The 18,982-nt window shown below is 56.2% G+C and carries 20 protein-coding genes and 2 tRNA genes; 12 read left to right on the top strand and 10 right to left on the bottom strand.

Annotated elements, in window-relative coordinates; all coding sequences use genetic code 11:
- Positions 1-68 precede the first annotated feature (68 nt).
- Positions 69-1,166, top strand: a complete 1,098-nt coding sequence (locus tag ACR0AA_RS10105; RefSeq protein WP_480755937.1) for a FliM/FliN family flagellar motor C-terminal domain-containing protein — start codon at positions 69-71, stop codon at positions 1,164-1,166.
- 19 nt (positions 1,167-1,185) lie between these two features.
- Here ACR0AA_RS10105 and ACR0AA_RS10100 read toward each other — a convergent pair whose 3' ends face one another.
- The 4 genes from ACR0AA_RS10100 to ACR0AA_RS10085 are packed head-to-tail and all read right to left on the bottom strand — an operon-like array spanning position 1,186 to position 3,376.
- Entirely contained in the window at positions 1,186-1,617 is a 432-nt protein-coding gene (locus tag ACR0AA_RS10100) for a protein tyrosine phosphatase family protein (protein WP_480663361.1), read from the bottom strand.
- A gap of 9 nt (positions 1,618-1,626) precedes the next feature.
- Entirely contained in the window at positions 1,627-2,058 is a 432-nt protein-coding gene (locus ACR0AA_RS10095; protein WP_480663363.1) for a DUF6691 family protein, read from the bottom strand.
- The gene (locus tag ACR0AA_RS10090; RefSeq protein WP_480663365.1) at positions 2,058-2,480 is read right to left on the bottom strand and encodes a YeeE/YedE family protein; all 423 of its coding nucleotides are present in this window, start codon (positions 2,478-2,480) and stop codon (positions 2,058-2,060) included. The genes ACR0AA_RS10095 and ACR0AA_RS10090 overlap by 1 nt, the downstream gene beginning before the upstream one ends.
- 32 nt (positions 2,481-2,512) lie before the next feature.
- On the bottom strand, positions 2,513-3,376 hold the full coding sequence (locus ACR0AA_RS10085; protein ID WP_480663367.1) for an MBL fold metallo-hydrolase: 864 nt from the start codon (positions 3,374-3,376) through the stop codon (positions 2,513-2,515).
- A gap of 245 nt (positions 3,377-3,621) precedes the next feature.
- On the opposite strand from ACR0AA_RS10085, the gene ACR0AA_RS10080 reads away from it, so the two are divergent.
- Complete coding sequence (locus tag ACR0AA_RS10080) at positions 3,622-3,837, top strand: hypothetical protein (RefSeq protein WP_239336222.1); 216 nt, start codon at positions 3,622-3,624, stop codon at positions 3,835-3,837.
- Positions 3,838-3,846: 9 nt separating this feature from the next.
- On the opposite strand, the gene ACR0AA_RS10075 is transcribed toward ACR0AA_RS10080, so the two are convergent.
- Positions 3,847-4,065, bottom strand: a complete 219-nt coding sequence (locus ACR0AA_RS10075) for a hypothetical protein (RefSeq protein WP_480663369.1) — start codon at positions 4,063-4,065, stop codon at positions 3,847-3,849.
- A gap of 161 nt (positions 4,066-4,226) precedes the next feature.
- On the opposite strand from ACR0AA_RS10075, the gene ACR0AA_RS10070 reads away from it, so the two are divergent.
- On the top strand, positions 4,227-4,493 hold the full coding sequence (locus ACR0AA_RS10070; protein WP_058272185.1) for a DUF2312 domain-containing protein: 267 nt from the start codon (positions 4,227-4,229) through the stop codon (positions 4,491-4,493).
- Positions 4,494-4,511: 18 nt separating this feature from the next.
- On the opposite strand, the gene ACR0AA_RS10065 is transcribed toward ACR0AA_RS10070, so the two are convergent.
- Complete coding sequence (locus tag ACR0AA_RS10065) at positions 4,512-5,408, bottom strand: hypothetical protein (protein ID WP_480755936.1); 897 nt, start codon at positions 5,406-5,408, stop codon at positions 4,512-4,514.
- A 162-nt stretch (positions 5,409-5,570) separates the two neighbouring features.
- Here ACR0AA_RS10065 and ACR0AA_RS10060 point away from each other — a divergent pair.
- Positions 5,571-5,646: transfer RNA gene (locus ACR0AA_RS10060), tRNA-Thr, on the top strand.
- A gap of 176 nt (positions 5,647-5,822) precedes the next feature.
- Here the strand turns inward: ACR0AA_RS10060 and ACR0AA_RS10055 are convergent.
- Complete coding sequence (locus tag ACR0AA_RS10055; RefSeq protein WP_480663373.1) at positions 5,823-6,305, bottom strand: hypothetical protein; 483 nt, start codon at positions 6,303-6,305, stop codon at positions 5,823-5,825.
- A 294-nt stretch (positions 6,306-6,599) separates the two neighbouring features.
- Between ACR0AA_RS10055 and ACR0AA_RS10050 the strand changes: the two genes are divergently transcribed.
- Positions 6,600-6,685, top strand: a tRNA-Leu gene (locus tag ACR0AA_RS10050).
- Positions 6,686-6,692: 7 nt separating this feature from the next.
- Here the strand turns inward: ACR0AA_RS10050 and ACR0AA_RS10045 are convergent.
- Both ACR0AA_RS10045 and ACR0AA_RS10040 read right to left on the bottom strand, forming a co-directional pair.
- Positions 6,693-7,190 carry a hypothetical protein gene (locus tag ACR0AA_RS10045; protein ID WP_480663375.1) on the bottom strand — a complete coding sequence of 166 codons (498 nt, stop codon included), beginning with the start codon at positions 7,188-7,190 and terminating at the stop codon, positions 6,693-6,695.
- On the bottom strand, positions 7,183-7,932 hold the full coding sequence (locus tag ACR0AA_RS10040) for a helix-turn-helix transcriptional regulator (protein ID WP_480663377.1): 750 nt from the start codon (positions 7,930-7,932) through the stop codon (positions 7,183-7,185). Before ACR0AA_RS10040 ends, ACR0AA_RS10045 begins: the two co-directional genes overlap by 8 nt.
- 602 nt (positions 7,933-8,534) lie before the next feature.
- Between ACR0AA_RS10040 and ACR0AA_RS10035 the strand changes: the two genes are divergently transcribed.
- From ACR0AA_RS10035 to ACR0AA_RS10010, 6 genes are all read left to right on the top strand, one after another.
- Positions 8,535-11,102, top strand: coding sequence for a beta strand repeat-containing protein (locus ACR0AA_RS10035; RefSeq protein ID WP_480755935.1), 2,568 nt, complete (start codon positions 8,535-8,537; stop codon positions 11,100-11,102).
- Positions 11,103-11,231: 129 nt separating this feature from the next.
- Positions 11,232-13,154 (top strand): type I secretion protein, encoded by a 1,923-nt coding sequence (locus tag ACR0AA_RS10030; protein WP_480755934.1) that lies wholly within the window; start codon positions 11,232-11,234, stop codon positions 13,152-13,154.
- Positions 13,155-13,228: 74 nt separating this feature from the next.
- A complete protein-coding gene (locus ACR0AA_RS10025; RefSeq protein ID WP_480755933.1) occupies positions 13,229-15,484 on the top strand; it encodes a type I secretion system permease/ATPase in 2,256 nt (751 codons plus the stop codon).
- Positions 15,481-16,833: an HlyD family type I secretion periplasmic adaptor subunit gene (locus ACR0AA_RS10020; protein WP_480663385.1), complete on the top strand. Its 1,353-nt coding sequence runs from the start codon at positions 15,481-15,483 to the stop codon at positions 16,831-16,833. The genes ACR0AA_RS10025 and ACR0AA_RS10020 overlap by 4 nt, the downstream gene beginning before the upstream one ends.
- A gap of 80 nt (positions 16,834-16,913) precedes the next feature.
- Positions 16,914-17,285, top strand: a complete 372-nt coding sequence (locus ACR0AA_RS10015) for a rhodanese-like domain-containing protein (RefSeq protein WP_480663387.1) — start codon at positions 16,914-16,916, stop codon at positions 17,283-17,285.
- 101 nt (positions 17,286-17,386) lie between these two features.
- Positions 17,387-17,575, top strand: a complete 189-nt coding sequence (locus ACR0AA_RS10010) for a hypothetical protein (RefSeq protein WP_480663389.1) — start codon at positions 17,387-17,389, stop codon at positions 17,573-17,575.
- Here ACR0AA_RS10010 and ACR0AA_RS10005 read toward each other — a convergent pair whose 3' ends face one another.
- Positions 17,576-18,334: an alpha/beta fold hydrolase gene (locus ACR0AA_RS10005; protein ID WP_480663391.1), complete on the bottom strand. Its 759-nt coding sequence runs from the start codon at positions 18,332-18,334 to the stop codon at positions 17,576-17,578.
- 92 nt (positions 18,335-18,426) lie between these two features.
- Between ACR0AA_RS10005 and ACR0AA_RS10000 the strand changes: the two genes are divergently transcribed.
- Positions 18,427-18,801 (top strand): hypothetical protein, encoded by a 375-nt coding sequence (locus tag ACR0AA_RS10000; protein ID WP_480663393.1) that lies wholly within the window; start codon positions 18,427-18,429, stop codon positions 18,799-18,801.
- Positions 18,802-18,982: the final 181 nt, after the last annotated feature.

The following is an 18,982-nucleotide window of genomic DNA, read 5'->3' as shown; positions in this document are numbered from 1 at the left end:
AAAGGCATTGGTAACCTGCGCCGGGTTAGACCGGAAAACAGATTCAGAAACTCACAGCGGTAACCGGAATGACGCAGTCTGTCAGCACAGCTTTGGCACGCAAACTTTCGGCAGGGCGGGAAGAGCAGGGTGAAAAACCGCGTTCCGTTCTGCGTGCGCTGCGACTGGCGTTTGCACGAACAGCCGGTGACCGTTTTCAGTTGCCGCTTTCGGTTATTGGCGCAAAGCAATCCAGCAGAGCACCGGGAGACCTTACCGAAACGGCGGGTGAAGACTGGCTGCTGCTTCAGTTTTGCAGCGGCGAGGGGATGTCCGCGGCCGTTTGCATGGACATGGGGGCCGCATCTGCAATCGTTCAGGTGCAAACAATCGGGGAGGTCATGTCTACCCCTCCAGTCGCGCGGGAGTACACGGATACCGATGCCGCTATGGTGGCCCCACTGGTGGAGGAAGCTCTTGTGCGGGCTGTTGGTCTGGTCGAAGCGGCGGCCGATCAGTCCAGCCTTTCGGGTTATGAATTCCGTGCGCGGCCTCCCGATCTGCGTAGCCTGACGCTGGCCATGGTCGAGGACGCATATCGCGTTTTTGAGCTAACGGTGGAACTGGGCGGGGGGCTTCGACAGGGTCAGATCTCGGTCATTCTTCCCGAACAGGCGGCAGATCAGGGCGCCGATGACACCAGGCCGGAGGAGGCGGGGCCGAATCTCGAACAGGTGTCCGGTGTTGTTCGAGCCCAGTTGAATACGGTAATCAGCCGGATGTCGCTACCATTGGCAACCCTTTCCGGGCTTGTGGTGGGCGACGTTCTGCCGCTGATCGGATCAAGGCTGGACCGGGCGGAGGTCCTGACAATTGATCGGACCCGCGTTGCTGAGGGACGATTGGGCCAATGTGGAGGGATGCGCGCAGTAAGATTAAACGAAAATGCCGCACGGTCGCCTGAGCATTCGGATTTGCCTCAGTTCCTCGAAGCAAGATCAAATGTAACACAGCGAGAAGTTTTGGACGAACCGGTTCCGGACAACGCCACCCAGGGCGTTGTGCCGATAGGCTCAGCGGCGATAAACGACATAGAGGGCGGGTTGGGCTTTGAAAATCCGGATCAAATGGTCGCCGAAATTTCGCAATTGGCGGGTTTGACGGGGTTGGATGACGAGCTTGGTTAAACCTGATGAGCAGAAACCTTCAGCGTTCCATGTTCCGCAAGTGATCCAACGCTGGACGCAGGTTTTCCAAGGCGTATCCGGCTTTGGTTGTAGCCTCCAGAATGTCATCTGTACTCATACGGTCGCATTGGCCCAGCGCCCACACCACCGAACAGCGCGTGCCCGACGCGCAATAGGCCAGAACTGGCCCCGAGCAGCTTTCCGAGAGCTCTCGCTGCAAGGCCACGTTGCTGGGCGTCATGGTCTGATGCGTCAATTCCAGAACTTCGTATTCCATACCCGCTGCCCGCACGGCCTGACCGATCGCGTCCGACTGCATATCGTGGGGAACTTCGGCATTGGGGCGGTTGCAGATGACCTTAACGAAACCTGCTGCGGCGATGGCTGGGACGTCCTCGACCGTGATCTGGGGCGAGACGGCGTAGCGGGGGGTAATTGGTCGAATCTCCATGACAATTGCTTAGGCCGCGTTTGCGGTCCTGTCCAGTTGCGCGCCAAGGCCGGGGGCCGCAAACATTCCTGCGATCATGGCGACCAGAAACACCACGCCCCCGAAGCCGCCATAGGTTACGGATGCGATCGCGGGTCCAGGGCAAAGCCCCGCCAAGCCCCAACCCATGCCGAACATCACAGAACCCGCAACAAGGCGGCGATCCAGTTCGGGCGAACTCTTCTTTGGGAACTCTCCTCCGGTCAGGGGTGTACGGTGGGGCGTAAGCCTCCACGCGACGAACATTGGCAGGATCGCTCCACCCATAACGAAGGCCAGTGTAGGATCCCAGTTCCCGAAAACGTCCAGCCAGCCCTGAACTTTCGTGGTGTCTGTCATACCCGAAATCAAAAGTCCGGCACCGAACAGGGATCCGGCAAGCAAAGAAATGAAAACGCGCATCAAATCAGCCCCCAGACGTGACGCATAAGGGCAATGGTTACCCCACCTGCACCAATGTAGATCAGGGTTGCGACGATGCCCCGGATCGAAAACCGGGAAATCCCGCACACCCCGTGCCCCGAGGTGCACCCGTTGGCGATTCGCGTACCAGCGCCGACCAACAACCCGGCAACCACGATTACGACGAAATTGCTGGTCAGATGCGTTTCAGGTGCTGATGAGAATAAGGGTCGCAGTAGGACAGGCATGCCGATAACCCCGGCAATGAAGCAAAGCCGCTCAAGTGCTCGGTCGCTGCCATCAACCAACCCGCCCAGTATTCCGCTGGCGCCCATGATGCGGCCATTGCCCAAAAGGTAGACGGCGGCACCAAGCCCGATCAGCAAGCCGCCGACCAGCCCCCATATCCATTCCGTATGCATTCAGTATCCTTTGTCCGGTTGATCGGCGTGTGTCACAGCTTGTTGATAGGGATCTTCAAAAACACGTCACCCTCTTCATCCGCCGGAGGCATCTGACCCGCGCGCATATTAACCTGCAGAGAGGGCAGGATCAGGCGCGGCATCGGTAATGTCGCATCCCGCGCATCGCGCATTTCGACGAATTCTTCGATCGTCCGGCCTTGCCCAATATGGACGTTCAGGGCCTTTTGCTCACCGACCGTCGTTTCCCAGGCATATTCGTCGCGTCCCGGTGCTTTGTAGTCATGACCGACGAAGATCCGCGTTTGATCCGGCAAGGACAGGATTTTTTGGATCGACCCGAATAGCGTTTCTGACGACCCGCCCGGGAAGTCGCACCGCGCCGTTCCGAAATCGGGCATGAACAACGTGTCGCCAACAAAAGCCGCATCGCCGATCACATACGTCATGCAAGCGGGCGTATGGCCGGGCGTATGCAGCACGTCACCGCGCATCTGACCGACATGAAAGCTGTCGCCGTCGCGGAATAGGGCGTCGAACTGGCTGCCGTCGCGCTGGAACTCGGTGCCTTCGTTGAAAATCTTGCCGAAGGTTTCCTGGATGGTGACGATCTGGTCCCCGATGCCGATTTTCCCGCCTAGTTCCTGCTGCAGGTAGGGCGCGGCCGAAAGGTGATCGGCGTGGACATGGCTCTCCAAAATCCACTCGACCCGTAGTTCATTGTCCCGGACGTAGGCCACGATCTGATCTGCCGAACTGGTGTTCGTGCGGCCAGAGGCGTGATCGAAATCGAGAACGCTGTCGATGATGGCGCAGGCCGTACCTTCGGGTTCTTGTACGAGGTAGGAAACCGTAAAGGTCTCGGGGTCGAAAAAGGCTTTCACAATCGGTGTCATATGGCCCTCCGTCAGCGCGTCTTTATTCATATATTATTTTTCGAATGTGACGCAACCGACATTCTTTAATTTGATGCCTGTCAAGGCAACTTAATCTGAATCCGAGTAGAATTTAATCATTCTGCTTTAGGTTGCCAAAACAGCGCTGCGGGCAGGCGAGTTTCCGCGCGTTTGCCAGCTAAGATCGGCAGGTCTTAAAACGGTTACCTATATCAGTCACACTGACAGCAATTGGGAGGATGGATATGTCTACAATGAATTTGTATTCCGAAGCCGAACACTTAGAGCAAAAGCTGCAGAATGCCTGTCTGGAAACACGTCTTGCCCTGCAGCCCAGCGTGACCAATGTGATTGCTCGTATGCGTCAGCAAGGTGTGCATGTACCTTCGCGCCTGCGGCGGCTTGATGCGGCTTTGTGTGAAGACGTCATGGAAGCACATTTCGACAACATGCCGATCTGAGGCGCTGAATTAGCTGAAAGAAATTCCTAGAATAACCAGCATCAGGCCAATCACCGAAAGAAAAAGCGAAGCCAGATTCCACGGTAGAACGCTTTGAACAACGGCGCGCAATTCGTCATCCGAAAGGCCGGACTTGCGCGCCTTCATCACACGCAGGATACACCAGACCAGGCCCAGCAGGCCGGCGAGCGACAGGGCGGCACCGCCCCAGGTGATGAATTCGAACATAGTTCCCTACATTTTCCCGCAAATCTTCCTTGCGCTTAGCGGATCGGTTGTCTGCGCACAAGCCCGCCCGGGATTGGATGCTTGCAGCCCACGCAGTGGCAATGTATCCGGCTAACTGCCGTTGCTAATGCATCAGATCGCAGCCTTTTGGAGAGATGAATATGGAAGATGTGACCGAAGATCAGGCCGCCGCCAACTACCGTGTGACAGCAGGCGAGCTGCGTCAGTTTGTAGAGCGGATAGAACGGCTGGATGCCGAGAAAAAGGACCTGGCGGAACAGCAAAAAGAAGTAATGGCCGAAGCCAAGGCGCGCGGTTACGACACCAAGGTCATGCGCAAGGTCATTGCGCTGCGCAAGCGCGACAAGGACGATATCGCGGAAGAAGAAGCCGTGCTTGAAATGTATAAGGAAGCATTGGGCATGTGAGCTGCGCCGGGGTTGTGTTCAGGGCTTTAATACCCGTACCCCGGTCATCGCATCCAGCCTGATCAGGTCTTGCTCGTATAGCTCGAAGAACGCGTCGACGATCTCTTCGCTCCAGCCGGGCAAGTCCAGCTCTTCTTCCATTTTTTCCGGCTGGGCGTGGTCTTCCAATACCGCGGCAAGAGCGTCTCTTGTATCGGCCTTCGGTTGATCGGAGCTTGCATCCAGAATCGCCTTGACCTGCGCTTTTCCCTTATCGGTCAAAAGCGATATCAGCAGATCGTACTCATCCACAATTTGGGCGTTGTCCGGCAACCCACCGATGCTGCGCAGGATATCGCCCCAAATCAACGGAGTGTCTTCGTTAGCCCATAGCGTGATCTGCACGTCCGGAGCGAAGTCCCGGATATCTTCAATCATTCCGATCCAACTGAGATGGCTTAGATCATTGCTGCGGATGACGTTTTGGCGTTCCTCTTCGGTGAGGGACATAAGGTGTTTCGGGATAAAGCTGCCGGGGTTTCTGAGCGCCAGAAATAGTTCGATCTGGCAATCGTGAAATGCTTCCTCAAGAACCGACATTCGTTTTCCCGCGGAAGGATAGAACTGACCATCCGAAAGCAGTGTATCTTTCTCGCCGGCAAAGCCGTCGCTTGTGAAAATGGCGCGCTGCATTTCGGGATCGGTCGGCAGATTGCCTCGAATACCTTCAATCTCGTCCGGCATTGGAGGCCGGGTTCTCAGTGCTTCAAACGCTGGTTTGAATACCTGACGATATCGGCGAGGGCCAAAAAGCGCGACACTGTATTGTGCAAGCACGTCCCTATTAGTCTGCAACGACTTCAGCAGCCGCCCTTCGTCGGTAAACGCTGCGCCTGCGTGGATAGCAACCTGCATATTCGGTTCTTGTCCTTGCATTCTTGTGCCTGCCTGTCGAGTTACAGGCTGTGCTTGGGACAGTCAAATCACCCCCATGGCTGCAGGTGATTGATCGCATCACAAGGAAATTCGAAAATCCCTAAGTTAGGATGAAAATTGAGGCTTGCAGTCCGCTAAAAGAGACAGTAATCGACACTCAGCGCCCCTATAGCTCAGCTGGTAGAGCAACTGATTTGTAATCAGTAGGTCCGCGGTTCGAGTCCGTGTGGGGGCACCACGATATTCCATTCATTTCTGGCAAGCAGGTTGCAGTATCGCGCGCTTCTAAGTGCAGTTGATCGAGTTTTGGTTTGGGCGGTGACGCGTTGCGCAATCTTGGTGTGGTGCGCCGTTTGTCCAGTGCGCCAGCAAGCCTGGCAGATTCGCCCACGTGGAGACTCGGGCGAGGCTTGGTCAGCTTAGGCCAATGACGATACCAAATACATAGAGACTGGATGGTTCGGTTATCTTCTGGATGAACTCCACCCAATCTTCACTGTATATCCGTTCGAAATACTCGGGGTACTTCCACACCAGATTGTGAAAGGTGAAAGTTGTTAGAAGCACGCCCAGCGTGCTCGCGCTGGCAAACTCTTTCTGTTTGTCTTTGAGAAACAGCGATATGACGATCCCAGCCATGCTGGCCAGGCCTATGCCGATAAAGTCCTGCGTGTTGATTTGACGAGGGTCCGGTACACCCGCCATCTGAAGCTGAATGTAGCGGGTCAGGAATACGACCAGCACACCCAAAAGGAATGCACCGAGGAAAGATGCGGGATACGCGAGGCGTTTCCAGATGCTTTCGGTTCTGGGTGGCGGGGCTTTTCTGGCGGCTTCTTCTGCGCGTTGACTAATGCGCGCGACGCGATCCTGAAAGGACTTCTGCTCGGTACTCATAAGTAAACTCAATTGCTTTTGGGCTATGGCGCAGGGTTAAACCTTTGGTGGAAGTTAAGCAAGGCGCGCGCAACCCCGGCGCGTGGTTGGCCAAGTGTGGAACTGTCAAAACAGCAGCGATGAGGCCATATTGGGGGCGGCAGCAAGAGCGGCCATACCGCGCGGCTGGGATGTGAATTGACTGGAAGGAGCCAAAGAATTCGAAACCCGGAAATTCGTCCGTGAAACGCATTGTATTCAGGGCTTGATAGTCTTACTGAGTTTTTGAGGTCCCAACGCGACCCGGCACGCTGAGCGGGCGTGATGGAATGGTAGACATATCAGACTTAAAATCTGAAGGGCGTATGCCCGTGTGGGTTCGAGTCCCACCGCCCGCACCACAACTTTTCAGGTTGGAAATCCGAGTTGCGTGATCATCTTCCAGATATCCCGGTTGGCTTCTGAAAGCTGTTCGACCACGTTTTCGATTTCCTTCATCGCGTCCTCGTCAACCATATCTTGCCGACCGAGTTTGATATCCGTCTTCCGGTCGGCAATGCGCATCAATATGGTTTTGGGATTGCCGCTGTCCGGGTCAAAGGAATAGATACAGTGGTTGTATCTGTTTCTAATGCCGGAGAGTTTGCTGAGCCGCCGCGTATGATCCAGAATCGGATCGCGTATCTCCTCTGGGCGGCCTTCCATCTTTGCCAGCCGCTCAACCAGATCGATCCTGGCGCGACTAGTGTTCAGCGTCAGAAATATGATGACGGCAACATCCTTTTCAGTTTCGGTCAACCCGGCGATTAAGTGAATCAACAGGCTTTCCGTGTTGGTCCACATATAGTTCAACCTGCCGACCATCAGGATGAGGCGGTCAAAGCGGGATTCAAAATTGTCAGTCAACGGGCAGATTTCGCGCCTCGTCCGGCGCGACCTCAAAAAAGAACTGTGCGGCCGCCGTTCGGTTGCTGACGCCGATCTTGCCCGCCACGTTATGCATATGGAGTTTGACGGTATGCTCGGTGATACCCAGGTTCGACGCAATAATCTTGTTGCTTTGACCTTTTGAGACCAGCTGCAAAACCTGCTTTTCCCGGCGTGTCAGCTTGGAATAGATGGGATGCAGATCGCCCGGCTTTGAAGCGGGTTCCCGAGGCTCATTCGAAGATATCTGCGGGTGCGCCACGCAATCCGCAAGAAAACAGGGCAGATAAAGCTCTTCATGCAGCAACAAACGTAATATGGATCTCCAAACGTCCGGGGCAACGTTCATCGGTAAATAGCCGATGTCACCAAATTGACCGCGGTCCCAGTTTTCGAAAGCCAAGCGGGCCACATCCTCCTTGCGATAGGCGAAAGCAAGGCAACCTGACCCAGCGCTTTCTGTATAGACTTGCGGTCTGGTCAAAAGATCATCCAGCAGCATCTGATCGACGACCACTATTTTTCCGGCCCCGACATCGGACCCGTTTAACGCCGGTAACGCGTCAATTGTTTCGATCCGGCGCGTAGACACGCCAAACTCGCTTTGAACACCGTTGATGGTTTGATCTGAATAGAAGAGTTCTTTACCTACAAAATTGATCGAGAATTCTTCGGGATTAGAAACGTTTGCGACAGCATTATCCTGAAACGGATTGCCCATTATTCCCCCCTTATTAACCCGCGCCGCGACAAAAAAACGGCGAAATTGTAACCAGCACTCGTAGAGCAGAATTCGAAGAAATTAACAGTATAGAGATACGACTATAGCGGAAAGTGCAAGATTCATCAATGATATGTCCAACCGCAAAAATCGGTTCTACTACTTTCGATTAGGTGAACCAGAACTCTTCCCGCATAAGTAGAAGTAATTGCAGGGATTCCTAAACTGGTGGTTTTAATTGCGGTCTGCAAGCTATAGATGCGGACATTTTTGATCACACAAGTTTTACGACAATGAAATCAAGGCGCTGGGCGTTCTAGTGCTTTAGGGTAGCTATTCATGATGTCCCCGGCCTGTAACCATGGGCCTGCTTCTATATCGAAGCTCTAATTCCTGATGTGTCGGCGAATCGCGCATTACAGCGAGCCATTTCCGCAGACACGGTGTCGGCTAAGCCGAGAAAGGAGGGTGGGACAAAATTCACTGAACGAAACCGCATCCACGCGCGTTTGTGCGTGTGAGTGTGTTGAAGAGTTTCAACCGCGCCAGTAGCCGTTTTGTAGATGAATGACGGTCCGTGCGCTTAATAAGTGGAAAAAATTATGTCACGCGAACGTAATAGCAATCAGAATAACGTTGTAGACGTAGAAGAAATTAACACCGGCGATGTTTCTATTCCGGTCGAAGCCGATGTTAAAGTTGAAGAAGCTCACATTGACGCTGATATGACCGAACAGGAGACCAAGGTCGAAAACGAACAGGATCAAGGTCAGGACCAAAAACAAGAACAGGGTCAGTCGACCAAGGTCGAAAACGAGCAAGGTCAGGACCAAGGTCAGGACCAAGGCCAGGATCAAGGTCAGGACCAAAAACAAGACCAGAGCCAGACCAACGGGAACAATGACAACTCAAACTGGGTCAATATCGATTTCGGTGAAGAAGGCATGCCGAGCGATGACGATGTCGTTGATATCGATGCCGATTATTCAAGTTTTGGTGACGTGATCACCGCCGGTGGCGATATTGACTACGATCCGGGCGATGACATGACTCTGAACATCGACATGAGCGGCACAACCACCGCAATGTCTGCGATCAACAGTCAGTATGCCAGCCTGAATGACGATGACACTCTTGAACATGCCGAAGTTAACAACAGCGGTAGTTTTAAGCAGGAGGGCGATGCCACGGGCGGCGATGCAAGCGCTGGTGACGGTATCTCTGCTGGCGCAGATGGCGGAAACTCCGGCAACGGTGGCGCGACCACTGCAGGTGACGCTTACGGCGAAACCTATGGCGGACACACAGCGGCCTTTGGCGGCATAAGCGGCGATGCTAACGGCGACGGCGCAGGCGGAGACGGTGGTGACTCTGGCGATGCTGTGAACTTCGGTCTGGGCGTCGGACATTCCAACGCTCAATCGGACGGTGACAGCACTGGTGGTGACGGTGGTTATGCCGACAGCACATCGGATGCCCACAACGAAGGCAGCTCGGAATCAGATGTAGATTCGGATGGCGGCGAAGGCGGTAACGCTGGATCCATTGGTCTGGGCCTTGGTTTCGGTTCGTCGAATGCTGACAATGACGGTGAATCGGCCGGTGGCAACAACGCGTCGAACGCTGACAACAACGTTGATGGCAGTGCCGACAATGAAGTCGATGCCGAAGACGCAAACGGTGGTAGCGGTCTCGCTGGTAACCTCGGTCTCGCTGCCAACGAGAGCGATAGCGATACGCAAGCCAATGACTCGACATCCGGTGGCAACATCGGACTGGGCCTAGCAGCAGGTCTGGCTGGCGCATCCGCGGACGGCACCGGTGGTAACGGTGACGGTGGCGACGGCGACAGCGGTGACGCAGATGGCGGTGATGGCGACAGCGGTGACGCAGATGCCGGTAACGGTCCTGGCGGCGACGGCGACGGCGGTGACGGCGGTGACGGCGATGGCGGTGACGGCGACAGCGGTGACGCAGATGCCGGTAACGGCCCTGGCGGCGACAGCGGTGACGCAGATGCCGGAAACGGCCCTGGCGGTGACGGCGGCGACGGTACTGGCGGCGACGGCACCGGCGGTGACGGCGGCGACTACCTTGGCGGTGACGGCGGTGACGGCAAAGGCGCGCTCGGTGACGCTGGCAACGGCGGTGCCGGCGACGGTGGCGACGCTGACAGCGGCAACGGTGGTGCCGGCGACGGTGGCGACGCTGACAGCGGCAACGGCTCGGGCGGCGACGGCATGGGTGCTGCTGGTGACGGTGGCGACGGTGGTGCCGGCGACGGTGGCGACGCTGACAGCGGCAACGGCCAAGGTGGTTCCGGTGACAGCGGCAACGGCCCTGGTGGTGCCGGCATGGGTGCATCCGGTAACGGTGGTACCGCTGACGCTACCGGCGATGCTCAGGGTGTAGGTGATCAGGACGCGACGGGTCCGGCTATCGCTCAAGCTCCGGGTGACGTGAACGGTGAAGCCGACAACAACCAGGATGCAGAAGTCAATGCTGGTGACGGTGGAACCAACGACGCTGACGGCTATGCACAAACCGACGGTACTGGCACCGCGAATGCTGATGGTGTTGGTGGCGGCGGTGGTGCGCTGCAACAGGATGCGGCATCCACAGGTACGGGTGCCGGATCTGCAGACGCTGAAAACAACGCCGGTGACGGTGGTTTGTCCGAAGTCTTCTCAACCGCGGATACCGACGGTTCGGCAGACAGCATGGCGGAAGCCATTGCCGGATATGGCGGCGAGGCGACGTCCAACAATGACGCGACCTCGGCCGGTATGGGCAGCGCGACTGGTGCGGCAACTTCGGGCGTCGGTGGCGGCGGTGGTGCCGGTGCCGGATACGGCGGCAACACAGGCAGCGCCGCGGGCAATGCGACCGGTGGTGATACCTATGGTGCTGACGTCGATGGTGGCGATGCGTCTGGTGCATACTCGGGTGCTGGCGGAGCCGGTGGCAACGCTGGTTCGTGGGGCTCAGGCAACGGTGGCGACGGTATCGTCAACGGCGAGTCCTATGCTTCGGCAGCGGCCGTAGTCGACACATCGGCGTTCAACCAGTCGATCGTCATGGGTGCCAACGTACTTGGCAACTCGGTCGATACGACAATGGTTGGTGGTTCGATGACCGCGACCCACAACAGCGACGACACCGACGTGTAAGTCGCAGTCAGGGCCCGAATTACCGGGCCCCGACCTATCTGACAAAACTGCCGGGGCCGCAACAGGCGGCCTCGGCCCAACAAACCCAAAGCGGAAATTTCAGGCCGGGGCGGGGAAAAGGAAACCGATATGTCACTCGACAGTATTACAGAAACGATTGCGCATTTTGTTGGAACCTTTGAGCTGACCATTGAACAGGCCCGTCTGCGGGACCAATACGAAGAATTCACTGCGCTTCGGCGTAAAAACGAACTGGACGAACTCGAGGATCCGACAGCCATTCGGATAAAGGCAAATCTCAAACTCGACCCGGGTGAGTACGATCCGCTACCGTACAAACTCCTTCCTCCACCTCCGGAACTTCCTTTGCCGCCTGTGCCCGATGGCCCGCTTGCGATGGCAGAGATTTATGTTGGACCAAATTTTGGCCCACAACCCTACATCCCGAGCGTCGAGTTCGGTGAAGCCCAGACAGCCGTGCTGGTTTTGGATCCGCAGGTTGCCCCGCTAATTATCGGCTCGGCCGTGACCTACACGTTCCAGACGATCATCATGAGTGACAACGATGTGATCGGCCACGGCGATTTCCGCAATATCGAAATCCAGATTGCGCAGGGCAAAGAGATGCTGGACACGGCGTTGTCGATGCACGCCGTTTCGAGCCCGTCCCTGAACATCGAAGACTACAAATCACTGGAATACCTCGAGGGGCTGGCCGACCAGATGCAGTCAGCGACTATTGTGCAGATCGAAGGTGTGGTCATCCACCAGTTCCACGGCGAAGACGCGATGGGCATTTTCGTGAACGGCGAAAAGGTCGATGAAATGCCGGATTGGAACGAGCTTCTGCCGGCGCACCATCAGGAGGAAGACGAGGAAGAAAGCGACGAACCGGATATGATGCCAGACGAATGGGATCGATCCGATGACGAAGAGTTTGGTGAAGGGCACGTTGTTATTGCCGGAGGAAATCTGGCGATCAACCAAGTTGCGATCACAGTTGCCTGGGTTGATGCGCCTGTTATCGCGGTGGGCGGAAAGTCCGTCAGCCTGACCGTCGTCAGCCAGGTCGCAGTTGTGTCCGATATCGATGAAGGCGGGCCGGGCGTCCAAAGCGATACCAATGTGATTCAAGCGTCCTACATTGGGACCGAAGCCAGTGAAGAATGGTGGCAAGACGACAGTGTCGTAGAACCGGGTATTGATCCGATTGTCTCTGTTACCTGGATTCAAGGTGATCTTTGGGTCACAAACTTCATAAAACAGGTGATCGACGCCACGGATATCGACAAGATCAACACTGAAATCTCGGCCTCAACCAGCCTGTATGCGCTTGGTGACAACATACTGACCAACGTGACCAACATTGTTCAGTTGGGCAATTTTTACGATCTGATCATGATCGGCGGAAACATGATTTCGGTCGACCAGCTGCACCAGACCATTGTGCTGATGGATGATGATGTCTTTGATGGTGGAACACCGGATGAGGCTGATGACAATCTGGTCATGAACCAGGCCTCGTTGACAACCACTGGTGAAGACACATTCGAGGAGATGGACATTCCGCATGCAGAGGCCATGCCGCTGCAGCAAGTCGACCGCGAAGCATTTGAGGATGCGCTGACAAACAATCCTGAATATGCCGGAATGGAGTTGTTGCGTGTCCTGAAGATCGAAGGCGATCTAGTGCAGGTCAACGCGATAGAGCAAATTACTATTTTGCAGGATCAGGATGATCTCTCGGTTGATGGTGCCGTGGTTCAGGGGGCAGGAAATGCTTTGCTGAACTCCGCCAGCATCACCAAGGTTGGTGTTGACTCGACCGTGATGGCGGCCGGTGGTGAGTACTCAGACCTTTTGTTGCATCAGGCGTCTTTGCTCGACCTTCCCGACGAGAATTTGGCTGCGGAAATTACCAATGAGGCCATTGCGATCATCATGGAAGAAACGGCAGCAACTGGCGAAAATGCGATCGCTCAGGCGCAGTCCAACCTTACTCCATCCGAGATGGCCGGCGGCGATGATGCGCTGCAGACCATGTTGGCGTGAATTACCTACCTGTTTTGGTCAATCCGTGTTAGCTTAATGACTGTGTTTGTTGCGAGTGCCCCGAAAGTTTAAAAATGTCGATTAATTTTTCGTCGCGTCGTTCTTCTGATGCCAGCCCGCTTGATATTAAGGGCGTTGGTACGCTTCCGCAGCCAAATGGCGAGGATGCTGTACCTAAATCAGCGAAGGCGCTCAGTTTGCGTCTCAATGAAGAAATGCGTGTTCCAGATTCTACAGATGGTCCGAAATTGACTGCAACGCGGGACGATCCCGTTGCAGCCAAGTCTGCGCCGCACGAGAAACAAGAATCCAAACCCAAATCGGAACCACCAAGCCGCGCCGCGTCTTCCCCCCGGCGCGAGCAGCCGCAGCCCGCCGAAGACAAGAACACACAGGGCCGTGGCGCTGGGGTGGCCGATGATGCCAAGGGTCCCGATCCTGATACCGCCAAGGAAACGACCGCGCGGATGTCCCCCGACTCGCGTTCGAATGGCGGTGAACGTATAGGTGCCACTATCGAGGCCAAGGCGAACGAGCCGATGCAGCTCCGAAAATCCGGCGGCGGTGACGGCAAAGGGCCACCCCAGACATTCCACAAGCGGACGCCGCCTGAAGATTTTCAGAACACCTTGCGCACGTCTCTGCGAGCGATTTGGCGCAACCTCGCGTTCATTTTGGTTCTGACCTGCGCAACGAATATTCTGATCCTGGCGATCCCGATTTATCTGTTTCAGATCAGTGACCGCGTGCTGACCAGCCGGTCGCTGGATACGCTGATCATGCTGACGACGATTGTTGCCGGGGCTGTGATCTTCCAGGCGGCTTTTGACGCCGTGCGTCGATTTATGTTGATGCGCACGGCAGTTGAAGTCGCCGCTCGACTGGGCGCGCCGGTATTGAGTGCCGCTGCCCATGCGTCGTTGCACGGAAACGGCCGTGAATACCAGACATTAGGTGACCTGCAGCAAGTGCGCGGGTTTTTGGTTTCTGGAACGTTGATTTCGTTCTTGGATGTACCATTCGCGCCTTTGTTCATCTTGATGATCTTCCTTGTACACCCGCAGTTGGGCTCGATCGTCATTGGAACTGCGCTATTGTTGATGCTGATTGCGCTGATCAACCAGAAAACGACCGCCAAACCATTTGCCGAGGCGAACCGAGCGCAGTCGATGGCGAACCAGCATCTGGACTCGATGGCGCGCAACAGCCAGATCATCAACGCGCTGGCGATGATCCCCGAGGCTGTTCGCATCTGGGGCCGGGACACGGCGCAATCCCTGACCTGGCAGGTGCGCGCGCAGGATCGGAACGTGATCTTTGCTGCCATCTCTCGGGCGGTGCGTCTGCTGACGCAGATTGCCATTCTGGGCTGGGGTGCGTATCTGGCGCTTCAGGGCGAGATTACCGGCGGGATGGTCATTGCCGCCTCGATCATCGCCGGACGGGCCTTTGCGCCCATCGAAGGTTCGATCGAAGGCTGGAATTCATTCCTGCTGACACGCGCTGCATTTGGACGGATCAGAAACCTTCTGTCCAACTCTGCCCTGCAATTTGAAAAACTGCGCCTGCCACGTCCCGAGGGGCGGATGGATGTTGAGCGTCTGCTTTACGTTCCGGGCGGCACCAAGCGGGTCGTTCTGAACGGGATCAGTTTTTCGCTGAACCCCGGAGAAACGCTTGCGGTCATCGGAAATTCCGGCGCCGGCAAGACAACGCTGGGAAAAACCCTGGTTGGGTCGATCCTGCCAACGTCAGGCAGCGTCCGGTTGGACCTGATGGATATTCGCAATTGGGATCCGCGTCAGTTTGGCGAAAGCATCGGTTACCTGCCGCAGGACGTTCAGCTGTTCCCCGGCACCATCAAAGACAATATTGGCCGTATGCGCGCTGATGCGACCGATGAACAGATCCACGATGCCGCCGTTCTGGCTGACGTGCACAATATGATCGCAACATTGCCTCAAGGGTATGAAACGGTGGTTGCGGCCGATGGCTCGCCGCTGTCGGGCGGGCAAAAGCAACGTATTGCTTTGGCGCGCGCCTTCTTCGGCAATCCGCGTATGGTCGTTCTGGACGAGCCAAACTCGAACCTGGATGTCGCGGGGGATCAGGCGCTGTCGCGCGCGATCGCCCAAGCCAAGGAAAACAAGATCACCGTCGTTGTGATTACCCAGAAACCAACTCTGTTGAGTGTTGTTGACAAAATCATGCTGCTGACAGATGGCCGCGTCGCGTTGTTCGGTCAGCGTGAACAAGTTCTGCAACAGTTGAATGCCTCGCGCGGCAACAGGCCCGGCATTCAGTCACAGCAGCAAGGGGGGCCAGCATGAACGAACTTGTACCCGTAAACAATGACCCCAACGATCCGACGGTCTGGTATGCCGAGGTTCCGCGTTCAATCCATCGCTTTGTCGTCATCGGTATCATTATGCTGGTCGTCTGTTTTGGCGGCTTTGGCCTCTGGTCATTCAGCGCACCTTTGGCTGCGGCGGTGATTGCCCAGGGCAGTTTCGTGGCAACCGGGCGCAACAAGATTGTGCAGCATCTGGAAGGCGGCATTATCGAGGATATCAAAGTCATCGAAGGCCAGTCTGTTGTTAAAGGGCAGGTGTTGATGACGCTCGACCAGACGTCGGCTGAGTCCAACGAACGCGAACTGTTTATCCGCAAAATTCGCCTTCAGGCCATGACCGAACGTTTGTCAGCTGAATACAACGAGAAGGACCGGCTGGAGTTTTCGCCGGACCTGATCGAAGCGTCGGATGACGTCGAAGTGATGACGATCCTTGACGGGCAAAAGATTAGTTTTGACGTGTCCCGCAAGACATTGCTGAACGATATCGCCCTACTGGAACGCAATATGGAAGCGCTGAAGATCCGCTCCAGTGGTTTTGAAGCGCAGTTGGAAAGTATGATCCGGCGCGCCGAAATCCTTCAGGAAGAATTCGACACCAAACAAGCCCTGTTCGAAAAAGGGCTGGTTCGGAAGGGTGACATCAACACGATCCGCCGGGTCCAGGCCGAGGCCGAGGGTCAGCAGGCGCGATTGACGGCTGAAACCGCCGAAATCAATCAGATGATTTTGAAATACGAAGAACAGATTACCCGTACCCGTTCCGCCTATCGCGAGGCTGCGCTGGATGAATTGGGCGTGATCGAAGCCGATCTGGAAAGTGTTCGGGAGAAGGCGCGGCAGGCCCGCAGCGTTCTGGATCGTGCAGTTGTCCGCGCTCCGGTGTCGGGAACTGTGGTGCGTCTGCACTATCACACAGCAGGCGGTGTTATCGAAACCGGTGAGCCCATCGCGGAAATTCTGCCATCGGACGCGCCTCTGATCATCGAGGCACAAGTTCCCCGGACAGAAATCGACAGCGTGGTGACGGGCCAGCAGGCGACAGTTCGACTGGTCGCGCTGAACCAACGTACCACGCCGGTGCTAAGCGGCGAGGTCTTCTATGTTTCAGCGGACGCGCTGGTCGAGGATTCAACAGGTGTCCCGCAAGAAGTCTATCTGGCCCGCATCTCGCTGGCGCCGGAAGAAATGGAACGTGTTCGTGGCTTCATCCCGACCCCGGGTATGCCTGCCGAGATCATGATCCAGACCGAGGAACGCACTTTTGCGGCCTATATCGCAAAGCCTGTGACAGACAGCATGTCACGCGCCTTCCGCGAGCACTGATCGCCCAATTGGGCGATCTGACTGCGCTTTCTCGTTATTGCGTGCTAGCATCTGGTGGAATTCACCAGAGGGGACGTTTCATGCCATTAACCGTTAGCCAAATGATGGAAGCAGCAAATGCTACTGTCGAACGGATTGATACAGACACAGCCAAGGATTTGATCGGGCAGGGCGCACTGCTGCTGGACGTCCGCGACGCTGTTGAATTGCAGCAAACCGGCCGGGCCAAAGGGGCGCACCACATCCCGCGTGGCATGCTGGAGTTCCGAGCTGATGATGCACTGCAGTCCCACGACCCGGAAATGCGAAAGGACCGCCCGATCGTGCTGTATTGCGCGGCCGGTGGACGGGCGGTGCTGGCCGGCAAATTGTTGAAAGATATGGGTTATGAGCAGGTCTACAACCTAGGCGGTCTGGGAGATTGGGCCAGTGGCGGTGGTGAGGTTATCTGATCATCAGATGTTTAGCGGTCGAATACTGACGCAGATCAATGCGTCTGATATTCCGATTGTGTAATGTGATTGTCGGGCTTCAAGAAAAAGGAAGACGGACAATGCTACGTTTGGCCGCCATACTGTACTCTCTGATCGCAACTGCCATGGCCGGATCGGCTGTCATCGCCGTGTTGTCCGCTGGACTGGTGTCAACGATTGCAATCATATCCGCAGCCGCGGCTGGTTGCGTGGCCGCATTGCCGGCGTCCTGGTTGGTGGCGAAACGATTGTACCAGAGCGAAGCCTGATCAGGCGTTCAGAAAGGTCCTGACCGCGGCCTCGAACTCGCGTGGTTTCTCTGCGTGCAGCCAATGGCCAGCGCCGGGGATTTTGGCAAAACGCGCTGAAGGAAACAGGGCGCGGATCGTATCGCGGTGCTGGGGCAATACGTAATCGGAAGCGCCCCCAGACAGGAACAGGGTTGGGCCATCCCAAGAGGCGCCCGTTTCGGGAAAGCCCATGATCTTCGGCATCTCGGCGGCGAGTGTGTCGAGGTTCAGAAGCCAGCGTTGCCCCTTGATGTCGAGGGATTGTGTAAAAAAGCTCTGAAGCGCTTTCTCGACGCCCAGCCCAGCCAGTTGTGCTTCGGCGTCCGAGCGTCTTTCGATTGTGGAAAAATCGACCGCACGCATAGCCTCAATGAACTGGATCTGGCTGTGTGAATAGGTGACAGGCGCAATGTCCGCCACCACCAGTTTGCGAACCAAATCGCCGTGGCTCAGGGCCAGCATCATAGCGGCCTTTCCGCCCATCGAGTGCCCGACAATGTCGGCTTTGCCGCCAAAATGCCGGATTACCTCGGCCAAATCGTCCGCCATATCGGGATAGCCGTGCTGGTCGGTCCAGTCGCTGTAGGCATGGTTGCGCATATCGACGGCCACAACCTGTCTTTCATCCGACAACCGACGGGCAATGACTCCCCAATTCCGGGCGGACCCATATAGCCCATGAGCAATCAATAAAGGAGGATTCGCGGTCGGCTCGCCGTGGATAATCGTGTTCAGCATGTTGGTGTGATACCTGCCGCAGTTTGAAACGACCAGCCCCCATTGTCGCCCCTGCGGTCAAAGGGTACATTCCGCGCGCAGGAGGCCGCGTCATGTCGCAGACTACAGATATCCAAAGCCAGATCGCGCAGACAGTTCAATTGCTGCGCGCAAAGCTGGGTGTGAAGGACAAAACGTTGACGGCCTCCGTTCGAAAGGCCAAGCGCCGTTTGCCGCGCCGTATCTACAAACAGGCGATGATGCTGGCTAGCGCTGAGCAGATGGCTGCCCATCCCAAGCTTCGTTTGGTGCTGGATACACCGAAATTGGTCCAGGCATCAGAAGAGGTTCAATCACATCTGAGCGGCATCAACCTTGCAGATCGCCGATGGGGTTGGTTCCTGAGCTTTCTGGGATCGCTGGCTTTAGGGTTTCTGGCGTTGGCCGTATTGGCGGTGGTCGTTCTGCGTTGGCGCGGTTTTATCTGACCGCGCTCACCTCTGTTCCAATGAAAAACGGCGCCCTAGGGGCGCCGTTCTGATCATTAGTTACTATGAATCTTACAGGTTCGGGTAGATTGGGAAACGGGCGCAGAGTTCGGCGACTTCGGCTTTGACCTTTGCTTCGACCGCGCCGTTGCCGTCTTCGCCATTGGCAGCCAGTCCGTCG

This window comes from Ruegeria sp. CE8, assembly GCF_056537465.1.
The sequence above is the reverse complement of the archived record's forward strand: the minus strand, read 5'-3'. Positions and strand labels throughout refer to the sequence as shown.

What these genes read in the sequence shown, in the direction of transcription:
- ACR0AA_RS10015 (WP_480663387.1), top strand. Translation starts at nt 16,914, where the DNA reads ATGCCATTAACCGTTAGCCAAATGATGGAAGCAGCAAATGCTACTGTC.
- ACR0AA_RS10025 (WP_480755933.1), top strand. Translation starts at nt 13,229, where the DNA reads ATGTCGATTAATTTTTCGTCGCGTCGTTCTTCTGATGCCAGCCCGCTT.
- ACR0AA_RS10020 (WP_480663385.1), top strand. Translation starts at nt 15,481, where the DNA reads ATGAACGAACTTGTACCCGTAAACAATGACCCCAACGATCCGACGGTC.
- ACR0AA_RS10030 (WP_480755934.1), top strand. Translation starts at nt 11,232, where the DNA reads ATGTCACTCGACAGTATTACAGAAACGATTGCGCATTTTGTTGGAACC.
- ACR0AA_RS10100 (WP_480663361.1), bottom strand. Translation starts at nt 1,617, where the DNA reads ATGGAGATTCGACCAATTACCCCCCGCTACGCCGTCTCGCCCCAGATC.
- ACR0AA_RS10005 (WP_480663391.1), bottom strand. Translation starts at nt 18,334, where the DNA reads ATGCTGAACACGATTATCCACGGCGAGCCGACCGCGAATCCTCCTTTA.
- ACR0AA_RS10090 (WP_480663365.1), bottom strand. Translation starts at nt 2,480, where the DNA reads ATGCATACGGAATGGATATGGGGGCTGGTCGGCGGCTTGCTGATCGGG.
- ACR0AA_RS10095 (WP_480663363.1), bottom strand. Translation starts at nt 2,058, where the DNA reads ATGCGCGTTTTCATTTCTTTGCTTGCCGGATCCCTGTTCGGTGCCGGA.
- ACR0AA_RS10070 (WP_058272185.1), top strand. Translation starts at nt 4,227, where the DNA reads ATGGAAGATGTGACCGAAGATCAGGCCGCCGCCAACTACCGTGTGACA.
- ACR0AA_RS10065 (WP_480755936.1), bottom strand. Translation starts at nt 5,408, where the DNA reads ATGCAAGGACAAGAACCGAATATGCAGGTTGCTATCCACGCAGGCGCA.
- ACR0AA_RS10040 (WP_480663377.1), bottom strand. Translation starts at nt 7,932, where the DNA reads ATGGGCAATCCGTTTCAGGATAATGCTGTCGCAAACGTTTCTAATCCC.
- ACR0AA_RS10035 (WP_480755935.1), top strand. Translation starts at nt 8,535, where the DNA reads ATGTCACGCGAACGTAATAGCAATCAGAATAACGTTGTAGACGTAGAA.
- ACR0AA_RS10080 (WP_239336222.1), top strand. Translation starts at nt 3,622, where the DNA reads ATGTCTACAATGAATTTGTATTCCGAAGCCGAACACTTAGAGCAAAAG.
- ACR0AA_RS10075 (WP_480663369.1), bottom strand. Translation starts at nt 4,065, where the DNA reads ATGTTCGAATTCATCACCTGGGGCGGTGCCGCCCTGTCGCTCGCCGGC.
- ACR0AA_RS10010 (WP_480663389.1), top strand. Translation starts at nt 17,387, where the DNA reads ATGCTACGTTTGGCCGCCATACTGTACTCTCTGATCGCAACTGCCATG.
- ACR0AA_RS10000 (WP_480663393.1), top strand. Translation starts at nt 18,427, where the DNA reads ATGTCGCAGACTACAGATATCCAAAGCCAGATCGCGCAGACAGTTCAA.
- ACR0AA_RS10085 (WP_480663367.1), bottom strand. Translation starts at nt 3,376, where the DNA reads ATGACACCGATTGTGAAAGCCTTTTTCGACCCCGAGACCTTTACGGTT.
- ACR0AA_RS10105 (WP_480755937.1), top strand. Translation starts at nt 69, where the DNA reads ATGACGCAGTCTGTCAGCACAGCTTTGGCACGCAAACTTTCGGCAGGG.
- ACR0AA_RS10055 (WP_480663373.1), bottom strand. Translation starts at nt 6,305, where the DNA reads ATGAGTACCGAGCAGAAGTCCTTTCAGGATCGCGTCGCGCGCATTAGT.